The organism is Streptomyces altiplanensis, assembly GCF_053591575.1.
Map to the genome: position 1 here is coordinate 1 of NZ_JBSFUB010000071.1, position 12,203 is coordinate 12,203.

Consider the following 12,203-nt stretch of genomic DNA (forward strand, 5'->3'; position numbering starts at 1 on the left):
TAGCAGCGCGAGCGGGCGGCCGAAGGCGTCGCAGGCCAGATGAATCTTGCCGGTCAGGCCACACCGCCAGGTCGGTGGCGATCCGTCCCGGATCACCGGCGTGACGCTCCTGGGAACTCACCTTCCGGCAAGACCGTTCAACCGGCATGCCGCACCACCTGGACGCCCCTGCCGTACGCCCCCTCACCGACGCCGACGTCCCCACCGCTGTCGAGACCCTCGCCCGGGCCTTCGCCGACTACCCCTACACCCGGCACGTGGTCGCCGCAGACGGCCACGAGGACCGGATCCGGCGCTTCCAGGAGCTCTGCCTGACCCGGGTCGGGATGGTGTACGGCCGTGTGTGGGTTGCCGACAGGGGCCGCGCTGTCGCTGTATGGGCCACTCCTGACCAGGACCCCTCGCCCGCCTTTGCCGAGGTCGGCCCGCTGCTCGGCGACCTCATGGGTGACCGGGCGGCCGCCTACGAGTCCGCGGAGCGGGCCGTCGCTCCGTACCGGCCGCAAGAGCCGGCGTGGTTCCTCGACACGGTGGGAGTCGCCCCGGAGGCCCAAGGACAGGGCCTGGGCGGCGCGGTGCTGGTTCCCGGCGTCGAAGCGGCCGCACGCGCCGGGTACCCGGCGTTCCTGGAGACCTCCAGTGAGCGGAACGTGAAATTCTACGAACGCCTCGGCTTCGAGGTCACCGCTGAGGTCCTGCTCCCCGACAACGGCCCCCGCACGTGGTGCATGCGCAAGGACCCCCGCTAGTGCTGTGAGCTGTGACCGGAAAGGGTCGGCAGGTTCAGGGCACCGTTCTCGCACGACCATTCCGCCGAGTCGCCGGTCCGGCTCACGGGTCCCGCGAGCCGTCGCGCGGTGCGTCCTGCCCGCCGAAGACGGGGGGAGCGACGGCGGTCATGGCGGCCTGAAGGACCCCGAGAAGCCTTCGCCCGACGGGGGCAATTCGTAGGCGGCCGTGGTCCACGGCTGCCTACGCTCCCCCCATGCCGAACTCAGAACTGCAGCGGATCAACTCCTTCCTGTCGGCCTTCGCCCGCCGCCAGGCCGCGCGCATCGTCGGCCTCCCGGGCGGGTTCGCCGTATATGACGACGCCTTCGCGCATTCCCGCGCGAACAACCAGGTCGTCATCGACAGGGCCGTCGACTCCGAGGCGGTGCCCGCCATCGCGGAGGAAGCACTGGGGCACCTGCCGCACCGGCTGATCTCCGTCCTTGACGACGAAGTCGCAATGGCGTGCGCAGAGCCGCTGATCCGGGCCGGATACACCCACTCCACCTATCTGGTCATGCTGCATACGGGCCCGGTGCCGGCCGGCGGGCCCGCGGAGGAGATGGACCTCGACGCGATACGTATCCCGCTCACCCGGCGATGGCGGGACCTTCTTCCAGACGTCGACGACGAGGTCATACGCCATCTCGTCGACCGACGCGAGGCTCGCCGGCGCGGAGCCGATGCCGTTCACTTCCTCGGTGCCCGTACGGAGGAGGGCGAGGTCGCCTCATGGGCCGACCTCTATCTGGACCCGGCAACCGGTACAGCCCAGATCGAGGACCTGATCACCTCGGAGGCCCACCTCGGGCGCGGTTACGCCGATGCCGTCCTGACCACCGCCTTGCGCCGGGCCGCCGACAAGGGCTGCGACACCCGATTCCTGACCGCTGATGCGACGGACTGGCCACGCCACTGGTACGAGCGCCGCGGTTTCTCCGCCATCGGCCACTCTCACTGCTTCGAACGGTGACGGCGGAGTCGTTGTGGCTTTTGGCCTCACCTTTTTCCGGGCGGCCACCAGACGGTGGGGAGCCGCCCGGGCAGTCGCTTCGTACACCCTTGTCCGGGGGTGCCGTCCGCAAAGAAGTTGCCCAAAGTCCGGAAACCGACGCCCGGTTCAGCAGAGCCGGCCGGTGTACCAGGCGTTGCGGATCTGCTGTGTGGTTCCGAGTTGAGTGGTGCCGGGGTCGACGCAGTGGGTGGTGTCCGGCCAGTTGATCCGGTCGATCTTGATCTTGATGCGGGAGCCGTCGTTGGTGCAGTGGTTGTAGAAGGCCAGGTGGTTGCGGGTGAAATACCCACAGGGGTCGGCTGCGGGGGCGGCCGTGGCTGCCGGAGCGGTGGCGCCCAGCAGGAGCGCGGCCAGGGCGAGGGGGAGCAGTCGTCGTGTACGCATGACGGGAACGTACCCATACGGCGAAGCCGGCGAACAATGTCCGCAGAAATAGAAAAACTCCCGCCTGGTCCTGATCGTTCTTCAGTTCTAGGAGTTGTCTGACAATTCCGGTTGTCCGCCCGGAGGGTGAGCTCTGCGGTGGCGGCAAGGGTGCCCGCGCGAGTTCGGTTCGAGCGTGTGATCGCAAGGTGCCGGAGCGCCCTCGACGGGGGCGTCCGTTCGATCGGGCCGATCACCGCCGTCGTACGGGCATCGGGCTGCGCGCCGTCCCCAGCGCCGCGCGTACCCGCTCGGCGAGCCGGTCCAGCACGGTCGCGCGAAGCCGGGTGCCGATCTCGACGAGGAGGGCCTGTACGCCCCGCACGTGCTCGGCGGCTCTCTCGTCCGCGGCCCGGAGTAGGAGGCCGGGCAACGGTCCACCGGCGACGGCGTGCACCCGCGGTCCGTTCGGCCCCTTGTCCTGCTCGTCGGCCCTGACGCGGCCGGCCTGGGCGAGCCCGGCCGGCACCGCGCCGCCCGGGGTGCGGTGCCGGGTGCCGGCACCGGCGAACCGTCGACTTGCCTATCGGGAAAGTCAAAGATAACTTTCCTCATGGGAAAGTAACGCGGGGACGGGAGGGCGAGGGCCGTGAGCACGCCGATGGACGCCGAACAGGCATGGAGGGACCTGCAGCGCATCAGGGTGCCGCAGGAGCGGGTGTACGACGAGGTCGAGCGGTCCGCCGCGGGCAGCCCGGGCACCACCTGGGCCACGGCCGCGCTCATGTGGCTCTTCCTGGCCGGTCTGGGCTTGGACCTGCCCGGGTGGGGCGTGGGGCTGGTCCTCGCCGGGTACGTCGCGCTGCTGGGCGCGCTGGCCGTGCTCCACAACCGCCGGAGCCGGGTGCGCCTGCACCACACCCGGTGCACCCCGCGGATGTTCGGGACCTTCGTCGCGGGGGCGGTGGTGACCGGCGGGACGGTCCTGCTGTCCGGCCGTCTGGTCGATTCGCTGGAGCCGATGCCGGCCAGCCTGATCCAGGCCACGGTCTCGGCGACGGTGTTCGTGCTGTTCGTCGGCCCGACGGGCCGCTGGGCGGCCGGGTCGGCGCGGGGCCGCGGCACACAGGCGGCAGGCACCGGAGCGACGGGCGCGGGGGCAGACCGATGAGCGTCCCCGCCGGCTTCGACGAGCTGATCCATCCCGCCACCCGGCTGTCGGTGGTCGCGCTGCTCGCCGCCACCGAATGGGCGGACTTCGCGTTCGTCCGCGACAGCCTCTCGCTCAGCGACTCCGCGCTCTCCAAACAGCTGCACACCCTGGAGGAGGCCGGATACCTGGAGCTCCACAAGGAGGGCGGCGGCCGCAAGCGGCGCACCACGGTACGGCTGACGGACCGCGGCCGCACCGCCTTCGAGGGCCACGTCGCGGCGCTCCGGGCGATCGTCGAGGGCGCCGGTTCCCCGGCGGCGGCCGAAACACCACGACAGCGACACCACTCGGAGGCAGGACGTTGACGCCGAAGCGCACACCCGGCCAGCCCGTCGTCCACGCGCGCGACGTGACGATGACGTACGGCGGCATCGACGTCCTCCACGGCGTCGACCTGGACATCCACCGGGGTGAGGTCTTCGCGCTGCTCGGACCCAACGGCGCCGGGAAGACCACCACTGTCGAAATCCTGGAGGGCTTCCGGCGGCGTTCCGCCGGTGAGGTGAGCGTCCTCGGTACGGACCCGGAGCGGGGCGACGACGCGTGGCGCGGCCGGATCGGACTGGTCCTGCAGTCCTGGCGCGACCACCGCCGCTGGCGGGTCGCCGAGCTGCTGACGCACTTCGCCACGTACTACCCCGACCCGCGCGACCCGGCCGAACTGCTGGCCCTGGTCGGCCTCGCCGGCCAGGCCGGCCGGCAGGTGGACCGGCTGTCCGGCGGCCAGCGCCGGCGGCTGGACGTCGCGCTCGGCATCGTCGGCCGCCCCGAACTCCTCTTCCTGGACGAGCCGACCACCGGCTTCGACCCCCAGGCGCGGCACGAGTTCCACGTACTGGTCGAACGGCTGGCCCGCGACGAGGGTGTCACTGTCCTGCTCACCACCCACGACCTGGTGGAGGCCGAGCGGCTCGCCGACCGGATCGCCATGCTGGTCGGCGGCCGGATCCGGGTCTGCGGCACGCCCGCGGAACTGGCCCGGCAGGCCGCCGCCCAGGCCGAGGTCCGCTGGACGGCGGACGACGGGACGACCCGCCGCGAACGCACCGAGGACCCCTCACAGCTGGTCTGGGAACTCCACCGGCACGCGGACGGCCCGATCGCCGGCCTGGAGGTCCGCCGCCCGACGCTGGAGGACACATACCTGCACATGGTGCACCAGGAGGCCGACAGCACGGACGGGGACGCGGACGAGGAGGCACGGGCCGCATGAGGAAGACACCCATGACGAACGGCTGGCGTGCCGGGCTCCAGCGCGGCGGCATCGAGCTGCGGCACCTCCTGCGCAACGGCAAGGAGATGTCCGGCCACCTGACCAACGTGGTCGTCGTACTACTCGTCGCCGCCTACGTCAGCGACGACGTGCCCGGCACCCGGACCCCGATGGCCCACCTGATGCTGGCGGGCTTCGCCGCCTACCTGCTGTTCCAGATCGGACTGATCAACCTCCCGCAGATACTCGTGACCGAACGGGAGGAGGGGGTCCTGCTGCGGATGCGCACCACACCCGGCGGGATACCGGCCTACCTCGTCGCCAAGTGCGTGCTGGTGGTCGTCGTGGCGGTCGGCACCCTGGCCCTGCTCCTGGCGGCCGCGGCGCTGCTGGTGGACGGGCCGCTGCCGCACGGCCCGGGCGACTGGCTGACGCTGCTGTGGGTCACCACGCTCGGGCTGCTCTCCGTCGTACCGCTGGGCGCGGCCATAGGGGCGGTACTGCCCAACCCCCGCGAGGCACTGGCGTTGGTCATGCTGCCGACGATGGGGCTCCTGTTCACCTCCGGAACGGTGTTCCCGATCACCTCGCTGCCCGTGCCGGTCCAGCAGGTGGCCTCGGTCTTCCCGCTCAAGTGGATGGCACAGGGCCTGCGTTCGGCGCTGCTCCCCGACACGGCACGGGCCGCCGAGGCGGCCGGCTCCTGGGAACTGCCCATGGTCGCCCTGGTCCTGACCGCCTGGGCGGTCCTCGGGTTCCTCCTCGCGGTCCCCCTCCTGCGCCGCGCCGCCCGCCGCGAGTCCGGCTCCCGGCTGTCCGCGCGGCACCGCAAGGCGGCCCAGAGCGGCACGCTGCCCGCACAGGCGGCCTCGTGACCGCCAAGCGGTTGTCCGCCGACCGGGACTACGACTTCGGCAGACACCGACTCGCCCGCGGCGTCATCTGCTCGAGGCGAATCCGCACCTCGCTGCGAAGCGGTCAGCCGGGCCGGTCTGCGTGCAGGACGCGGCCTGCGCGCACGTGTCCGGCGTGGCGCCGGCCATCACCGCGGACTGCCCCGTAGTTCTTCGGGCGACGGCGCCCTCCTAGAGTGCGGGAATGCTGTGGAGCAGGCTGCGGACCCGATTCGCCCCCGTCGTGTCAGTGCCCCGACGCCTGGGGCGCGCGCCCTGGGCGGTGGCTGCGGTGTGGTTCTTGACCCGGCTGTGGCTGGTGCCGGCGGCGCTCAAGCTGCCGGCGTTCACGGGAGGCGGCTCGCTGGACCCGTCGGTGGACCGGATGTACCGGGGCTGGTACGCCGTACTGTCCTCGGGGGCGTTCCCCGCGCACGACGTGAGCTGGCAGTACCCGCCGGGCGCCGCGCTGCCGATTCTCGCTCCGGGCCTGGTGCCCGTCCTGGACTACGGCCAGGCGTTCATCGTGACGAGCGCGGTGTGCGACGCGCTGGTCGCGGCGGGGCTGCTGTACGCCGCCGTACGCCGAGGCCGGTCGTTCGCCGGGGTATGGCTGTGGACCGTCGCGGTAGCGGTGCTGAGTACGTTGCCGTGGAACCGGTTCGACCTCCAGGTGACGGCGGTGGCGATGGCCGCGCTCGCGGCTGCCGCGTCCCGGCGGGTCTGGGCGGACCGGGTGTTCGGTGCGCTGGTCGCGCTGGGAGCGCTGATCAAGGTGTGGCCTGTGCTGCTGCTGGTGGGTACGGAACGTGGGCGACGCACCCGTGCGGCTTGGCTGTCGATGGCCGTGGCCGGGGGAGTTCTGGTGGCCGGGTTCGCGTTGGTCATGCCGCACGCGCTGGGGTTTCTGACGGCGCAGAGGTCGCGGGGTGTTCAGATCGAGTCGGTGGGTGCGCTGCCGTTCCACGTGGCGCGGCATTTCGGCTGGAGCGGTACCTGGGCCGCGAAGGACGGGTCGCACGAGTTCGTGGGGCCGTACGTCGGGCTGGTGAGCACGGTGATGCAAGGGCTGACGGTGCTGGCGTTCGGCTGGTTGCTGTGGTGGCGACGGCGCTCGGTGCGGACGGTGCCGTGGCTGCTCGCGGACGCGGCGCTGACCGCGGTGCTGTTGTTCGTGGTGACGAGCCGCGTCATCAGCCCGCAGTACCTGGTGTGGCTGGTGGGGCTGGCGGCGGTGTGTCTGCTGCGGCGGGAGACATCGCAACGACCGGTCGCCTGGCTGCTGCTGGCCGCGTGCCTGTTCACGACGCTCGGTTTTCCGCTGCTGTACCGGGAGTTGCGGGACGACGGGGATCCGTCGGCCGTCGCGAACCTCTTCGTTCGCGACCTGCTGCTGGTCGGAGCGGCGGCGCTGTCGGCCGTCCGGCTGTGGAGGGTGAGCGTACCGGCGCGGCAGCCGTGAGGCCGATGACATACGCCTGGGGGACCAGCGTCCGTGAGCCCGGCCCTGCGAGCCGGGCCGTCAGGCGCCGGTTTTGGCCCGCATACGGAGCCGTATCTGTGCGGAGTACGACCGTCCGGCCAGGACACCGGAGTCCGGTACCGCACCCGGTGCGGCGCCGCGCTTCCCTCACGAACCGTGCTACGCCGACCTGCTGACACCACGTCGGCCAGTGGATTTCGCAGTTGCGATGAGCGCGACGTCTCTCCCGTACGTATCCAAGGGCGGACGCGTCCCCCGGTCTGTCGTCGGCGACCGGATTCCGTACCCCCCACAGGAGGCGGCGAGTTGAGTCACAGGCGAATACCCGGCCGGAAGGCCGTTCTTGCAGGAGCGGGGGCGGTGGGCGTCGCTGCGGCCGCCATGCTGCTGCCCCACGCCAACGCATCGCAGTCCGGCTCCGCTTCCGAGCCGAAGGCGGAGCCGAGAACCCTGAGCGCCGGCGCGGCCCAGGACCTGCTCGCGCGGCTCGGCCCGGAACTCGGTGATGCGTATGCAGGTGCGTACTACGACGCACAGAAGCAGCAGCTCGTCGTCAACGTCAGTGGCGGCGGCAACGAGACGGCCGTCCGGGTCAACGAGGCAGGGGCCGTCGCGCGACCGGTCGGGAACAGCATGAGCGGGCTGAAGTCGGCGTCGGACACGCTGGCCCGTGAGGCCGCGATCCCGGGCACGGCCTGGGCCACAGACCCCAGAAGCAACCAGATCCTGGTCACCGCGGACCGCACGGTCACCGGTGACAGCTGGAACCGGCTGGAGTCCGCCGTCGCGTCCCTGGGTTCCGGCATGGCCCGTATCCAGAAGTCGGAAGGGGAGTTCAAGCCCTTCCTGGAAGGCGGCGACGCCATCTTCAGCGGCGGGTCGCGCTGTTCTCTCGGCTTCAACGTCACCACGGGCGACGGGCGGCCCGGCTTCCTCACCGCCGGACACTGCGGCGTCGTCGGCGACCAGTGGTCCGAGGAACCGAACGGCGCACCGGTCGGTACGGTCCAGCAGGCGACGTTCCCCGGCGAGGGCGACTTCGCCCTCGTCACCTACGACGACCCCGCCACCGAGGCGCCCAGCACGGTCGGTCTCGGCGACGGCCAGACCCTGGACATCGTGCGCGCGGACGACGCGGCGGTCGGTCAGGAGGTGTTCCGTACGGGCAGCACCACCGGCCTGAACAGCGGCCAGGTCACCGGGCTGAACGCCACCGTGAACTACCCGGAGGGCACCGTTACCGGGCTGATCCAGACCAATGTGTGCGCGGAGCCGGGCGACAGCGGTGGTGCCCTGTTCACCCGTGACGGTAGCGCGATCGGCCTCACCTCGGGCGGCAGCGGCGACTGCACGTCGGGAGGCGAGACGTTCTTCCAGCCGGTGACGGCGGCACTGGCGGCGGTCGGCGCACAGATCGGCGCGGGCGACGGCGGTCAGGGCCAGGGAGCGCAGGGCCAGGGGGAGCAGGGCCAAGGCGGCCAAGACCAGGGCGGCCAAGACCAGGGCGGCCAGAACCAGGGCGGTCAGAACCAGGGCGGCTTCGACGGCGACTGAGCCGCAGCCACCTTCCCCCACAGACCCGGGGGCGTGCGGCACCCCGCACGCCCCCGGGCCACGTTCAGAGCGTCTCGCTCAGCGAGTCCGCCAGCCGCCGTCGCGCCGTCCGCGTCGCCGGCAGCGACGCCGCCGCCACCGCCCCCACCACCGCGCCGGTCACGACGGCCACCAGTACGGGCCACGGCGGCAGACGGGCGATGCCCGCACCCATCCCGCTCGAGCTGCCCTGGGCGTCCACCAGCCACACCCCCGACAGCGCACCGAGCGCTGTCCCGGTCACGGCCGCCACCAGCGCCGTCAGGCCGGCGGCGATCACGATCACCGAGCCGATCTGCCGGGGCGTCAGCCCGATCGCCTTCAGCGCGAGCAGGTCCCGGCCCCGGTCGCGCACCCCGGTGCCGATCAGCGTCAGCAGCTCGGTCAGCCCGATCAGGGCCAGTACGGCGATCAGGGCCGCGATCACCCCGCGCGCCGGTTCCAGCCGGTCGGCGGGGTTGGGTGTCTCGCGGATCTCCAGGGTGCCGCCCGCCGCCTCGTCGAGCGCGGCCCGTACGGTCCTCGGGTCGGTGCCGTCGGCCAGCACCAGTGCGTGGAAGTCGGGCCGCAGCCGCGGATCGCGGTCCTCCAGGGCGTCGAGGGTGGTGGAGACGACCCGTCCGCCCGATTCCGGTTCGATGCTGCGGCCCACGATGTGCAGGATCTGCGGCCGGCCCTCGACCGTCATCCGTACCCAGTCGCCGATCCGTACGCCGAGGAGGTCGAGCAGCCCCTGCCCCGCGACCGCCTCGTCGGGGCCACGGGCCGCCCGGCCCTCGGCGACGGCCGACGGATACGGCCGTCCGGCGGTGCCGAGCCCGCGCAGCGTGATGGTGCCGGTCTGCCCGGGTACGAGGGCCGCCATCTCGGCGCCCGGATGGACGGCGGCGACTTCGGGGACCTCGGCCAGGGTCCGCAGCAGTTCCTCCTCCGTGGGCCCGCCGGGCTGCTGTGCCCGTACGGTCAGCGCCGCGGGCATCCCCATCTCCGCCGGCCGGCTGCGGAACCGGTCGAGTGTGGACCAGGCCACCAGCGCGACCGTGATCAGCACCAGCGGCAGCGCGAGGCGCCCCACGGCGACGGCCGTACGGCCCCGGCGCGGGAAGGCCGAGCGCCAGCCGAGGACCAGCGCCGGCGGCACCCGAAGTCCGAGCGCCCGCCGCCCGAATGCGGTCATCGGCGCGGCCGACGGCTGGGCGGCGCGGGCCACCGGGACCGGCGGGACCCGCCCGGCGCGCCAGGCCGCGAGCCCGGTCGCCGCAGCGATCAGCAGGATCGCGCCGCACGGCACGCCGGTCATGAGCGCCGCGTATCCGGGCAGGTCCTGCCACAGGGCGGCCGCGTCGCCGATCGGGCCCGGTATCCGCTCGCCCAGGACGGCGATCGCCGCCGTCCCGAGGGCGACGCCGAGCAGGGCGAACGCCAGATGCTGCACGAGGAAACCGCGTACGACCTGCCCCGGCGTGAAGCCCACGGCCTTGAGCACGGCGATGTCCCGCAACTGCCCGCGCACGCGGGCGCCGATCGCCCCGGACGCGGCGAACGCGGCCGCGAGCAGCGCGCCGAGACCGAAGACGGCGAAGAGCTGGCCGAGCAGCCGGTCGTCGCCGCCGACATCCGCCCGCGCCTGCTGCCACTTGGTGACCTGGGCGACCCGGTCGGCGCCGAGCACGGTCACTGCCCGCTGGACCATGAAGTCGGTGTCGCCGGCGTTCTCCAGCCGCAGCCCCACGCTCTGTCCGGTGTCGTCGGGGGCGAGGGTGTCGAGCGTGCCGGGCAGCACCCAGCCGATGCCGGGCCCGCCGTCCGGCCGGTAACGGGGCTCCGCCGCCTCCGCGACGCCGCTCACGCGCAGGGCGCTCGCGGCGCCGTCCTGCCCGGTGACCCGTACGGTGTCGCCGGGCTCGGCCCACAGCGCCCGGGCGACCGAGCTCTCCAGTACGACGGTGCCGGCCGCCGCGCCGCCGCCGGACGGGGCGAGCCAGCTGCCGGAGGTCACCAGCGGGCGCCCCACCTCGGGCGGCCGGGTCTGTGCGGCGCGCAGCGCGACCGCGGCCCGCGCGCCCTGCGTCTCGACGGTGGTGGCAGCGGTCCGGTAGGGGCCGGAGAGCGCGGCGACGCCGTCGAGCCCGGACAGGGCGGCCGTGTCGGCGCCCGCCCTGGTCTGCAGCCAGATGTGCGCGCCCTGCGACTGGTTGAAGGTCCGCTGCCACGGGTTGGCGGCGTAGCTGAACAGCGCGCCCGCCAGCAGCAGCGAGGCGATGATCCCCGCGCTGGCGAGGACGACGAAGAGGGCCTCGCCGCGGTGTGCGCGGAAGTCGGCGTGCGCCCAGCGCAGGGTGGCCCGCACGGTCACCCCTTCAGTTCGAGCACGCTGGACACCCCGCCGCCCGGGCCGCTCCGCCCGGCGCCGAGTTCGGCGTCGTCCGCGATGCGTCCGTCGAAGAAGCTGATGACACGGTCGGCGGCGCTGGCCATCCGGGCGTCATGGGTGACCATCAGGATCGTCTGGCCGCGCTGGTGGAAGCGGGAGAGCAGCCGCAGTACCTCCCGGGTCCCCTTGCTGTCGAGGCTGCCGGCCGGCTCGTCGGCGAGCAGCAGGGCGGGGTGGTTGACCAGGGCGCGGGCGAGCGCGACCCGCTGCTGCTCTCCTCCGGAGAGCTCGCCGGGCATGGACTTCTCGCGGCCTTCGAGGCCGAGCTCGGCGAGGAGTTCGGCGCGGGACGCGCGGGCGGCTCTGGGGGAGGCGCCGGCGAGCAGCGCGGGCAGTTCGACGTTGTCGGCGACGGTGAGGTTGGAGACCAGGTTGAAGAACTGGAAGACGACGCCGATGCTGCGCCGCCGCAGCACCGCCCAGCGGGCTTCGCGGTACGTGTCGACCCGCTGCCCGTCGAGCCACAGCTTTCCGCTGTCGGGCCGCTGGAGACCGCCGATCAGATGCAGCAGTGTGGACTTCCCGGCACCCGAGGGCCCGGTGACCGCGACGAACTCACCGGGCCGGACGGTCAGGTCCACACCGCGCACGGCGTGCACCGGTGCGCCTTCGCCGCGGTGCGTCCTGGTCAGCCCCTCGGCGCGCACGATGGGCGCGGCGGCCCCGCCCGAAGGCGCTGTGGTGTCGCTCATTCCAGCTCCTCCTGGCAGCGCTCCAGCCAGTCGAGATCGGCCTGCAGATGCAGCATGGCCCCCTCGATCAGCAGCTGGGAGATCTTGTTGTCCCGGTCCTCGGCGGCGGCCAGTTTCGACAGGTTCCGCATGGTGTTGAGGTACTGCCGCCGCTGTTTGTTGATCAGTGCGATCGGGTCGGCGAGTCCCGATTCCGGGGCGAGCGCGAGCTTCATGAAGAACTCGTCCCGCACCCTCGGCTCGTCCGTCGTCTCCTCGAACCAGGCCTGCACCGCCTCACGCCCGGCGTCGGTGAGCCGGTACGTGCGCTTGTTGGGCCGGCCCGACTGCTCGACGTCCTCGCCGTCGAGCAGACCGCTCTTCTCCAGCCGGCCCAGGGTGACGTAGACCTGGCCGATGTTCGGCTGAGGGTACGCGGCGCCGAGGAGCTGTTCAAGGCCCTGCTTCAGCTCGTAACCGTGCGCCGGGCCACGGGTGAGGAGCGCCAGGAGCGGCAGCCGCACGCGCCCCCCTCCCTCCGCTGGCATGGTTTC

Annotated in this window: 13 protein-coding genes; 8 read left to right on the forward strand and 5 right to left on the reverse strand. The window is 72.5% G+C overall.

All coding sequences use genetic code 11. The annotated features are described in order from the left end of the window. Positions 1-146 precede the first annotated feature (146 nt). Together ACWD0Y_RS26080 and ACWD0Y_RS26085 are read left to right on the forward strand one after the other, a co-directional pair. Complete coding sequence (locus tag ACWD0Y_RS26080; RefSeq protein ID WP_450262758.1) at positions 147-749, forward strand: GNAT family N-acetyltransferase; 603 nt, start codon at positions 147-149, stop codon at positions 747-749. A 236-nt stretch (positions 750-985) separates the two neighbouring features. Next, entirely contained in the window at positions 986-1,744 is a 759-nt protein-coding gene (locus ACWD0Y_RS26085; RefSeq protein ID WP_450262759.1) for a GNAT family N-acetyltransferase, read from the forward strand. 147 nt (positions 1,745-1,891) lie between these two features. Here the strand turns inward: ACWD0Y_RS26085 and ACWD0Y_RS26090 are convergent, their stop codons facing one another. Continuing rightward, positions 1,892-2,170 (reverse strand): DUF6355 family natural product biosynthesis protein, encoded by a 279-nt coding sequence (locus tag ACWD0Y_RS26090; protein WP_450262760.1) that lies wholly within the window; start codon positions 2,168-2,170, stop codon positions 1,892-1,894. A 232-nt stretch (positions 2,171-2,402) separates the two neighbouring features. Then, positions 2,403-2,678 (reverse strand): hypothetical protein, encoded by a 276-nt coding sequence (locus tag ACWD0Y_RS26095; protein ID WP_450262761.1) that lies wholly within the window; start codon positions 2,676-2,678, stop codon positions 2,403-2,405. 132 nt (positions 2,679-2,810) lie between these two features. Between ACWD0Y_RS26095 and ACWD0Y_RS26100 the strand changes: the two genes are divergently transcribed. The 6 genes from ACWD0Y_RS26100 to ACWD0Y_RS26125 all read left to right on the forward strand — a co-directional run bounded on the left by ACWD0Y_RS26100 (position 2,811) and on the right by ACWD0Y_RS26125 (position 8,505). Beyond that, positions 2,811-3,320, forward strand: a complete 510-nt coding sequence (locus tag ACWD0Y_RS26100) for a hypothetical protein (protein WP_450262789.1) — start codon at positions 2,811-2,813, stop codon at positions 3,318-3,320. After that, positions 3,317-3,667, forward strand: coding sequence for a transcriptional regulator (locus ACWD0Y_RS26105; protein ID WP_450262762.1), 351 nt, complete (start codon positions 3,317-3,319; stop codon positions 3,665-3,667). The genes ACWD0Y_RS26100 and ACWD0Y_RS26105 overlap by 4 nt, the downstream gene beginning before the upstream one ends. A 50-nt stretch (positions 3,668-3,717) precedes the next feature. Next, positions 3,718-4,575 (forward strand): ABC transporter ATP-binding protein, encoded by an 858-nt coding sequence (locus tag ACWD0Y_RS26110; RefSeq protein WP_450262790.1) that lies wholly within the window; start codon positions 3,718-3,720, stop codon positions 4,573-4,575. An 11-nt stretch (positions 4,576-4,586) separates the two neighbouring features. Then, a complete protein-coding gene (locus tag ACWD0Y_RS26115) occupies positions 4,587-5,450 on the forward strand; it encodes an ABC transporter permease (RefSeq protein WP_450262791.1) in 864 nt (287 codons plus the stop codon). 223 nt (positions 5,451-5,673) lie between these two features. Continuing rightward, a complete protein-coding gene (locus ACWD0Y_RS26120) occupies positions 5,674-6,930 on the forward strand; it encodes a glycosyltransferase 87 family protein (RefSeq protein WP_450262763.1) in 1,257 nt (418 codons plus the stop codon). A gap of 327 nt (positions 6,931-7,257) precedes the next feature. Next, positions 7,258-8,505: a S1 family peptidase gene (locus ACWD0Y_RS26125; RefSeq protein WP_450262764.1), complete on the forward strand. Its 1,248-nt coding sequence runs from the start codon at positions 7,258-7,260 to the stop codon at positions 8,503-8,505. Positions 8,506-8,569: 64 nt separating this feature from the next. Here ACWD0Y_RS26125 and ACWD0Y_RS26130 read toward each other — a convergent pair whose 3' ends face one another. The 3 genes from ACWD0Y_RS26130 to ACWD0Y_RS26140 are packed head-to-tail and all read right to left on the reverse strand — an operon-like array spanning position 8,570 to position 12,173. Then, a complete protein-coding gene (locus tag ACWD0Y_RS26130; protein ID WP_450262765.1) occupies positions 8,570-10,894 on the reverse strand; it encodes an FtsX-like permease family protein in 2,325 nt (774 codons plus the stop codon). A 2-nt stretch (positions 10,895-10,896) separates the two neighbouring features. Then, complete coding sequence (locus ACWD0Y_RS26135; protein WP_450262766.1) at positions 10,897-11,670, reverse strand: ABC transporter ATP-binding protein; 774 nt, start codon at positions 11,668-11,670, stop codon at positions 10,897-10,899. Then, positions 11,667-12,173: a PadR family transcriptional regulator gene (locus ACWD0Y_RS26140; RefSeq protein ID WP_450262767.1), complete on the reverse strand. Its 507-nt coding sequence runs from the start codon at positions 12,171-12,173 to the stop codon at positions 11,667-11,669. Before ACWD0Y_RS26140 ends, ACWD0Y_RS26135 begins: the two co-directional genes overlap by 4 nt. Between the last annotated feature and the right edge of the window lie 30 nt (positions 12,174-12,203).

Bases quoted from the DNA above. Each gene is read 5' to 3' on its own strand.
- ACWD0Y_RS26080 (WP_450262758.1), top strand. From the start codon at position 147: ATGCCGCACCACCTGGACGCCCCTGCCGTACGCCCCCTCACCGACGCC.
- ACWD0Y_RS26085 (WP_450262759.1), top strand. From the start codon at position 986: ATGCCGAACTCAGAACTGCAGCGGATCAACTCCTTCCTGTCGGCCTTC.
- ACWD0Y_RS26090 (WP_450262760.1), bottom strand. From the start codon at position 2,170: ATGCGTACACGACGACTGCTCCCCCTCGCCCTGGCCGCGCTCCTGCTG.
- ACWD0Y_RS26100 (WP_450262789.1), top strand. From the start codon at position 2,811: ATGGACGCCGAACAGGCATGGAGGGACCTGCAGCGCATCAGGGTGCCG.
- ACWD0Y_RS26105 (WP_450262762.1), top strand. From the start codon at position 3,317: ATGAGCGTCCCCGCCGGCTTCGACGAGCTGATCCATCCCGCCACCCGG.
- ACWD0Y_RS26110 (WP_450262790.1), top strand. From the start codon at position 3,718: ATGACGTACGGCGGCATCGACGTCCTCCACGGCGTCGACCTGGACATC.
- ACWD0Y_RS26115 (WP_450262791.1), top strand. From the start codon at position 4,587: ATGACGAACGGCTGGCGTGCCGGGCTCCAGCGCGGCGGCATCGAGCTG.
- ACWD0Y_RS26120 (WP_450262763.1), top strand. From the start codon at position 5,674: ATGCTGTGGAGCAGGCTGCGGACCCGATTCGCCCCCGTCGTGTCAGTG.
- ACWD0Y_RS26135 (WP_450262766.1), bottom strand. From the start codon at position 11,670: ATGAGCGACACCACAGCGCCTTCGGGCGGGGCCGCCGCGCCCATCGTG.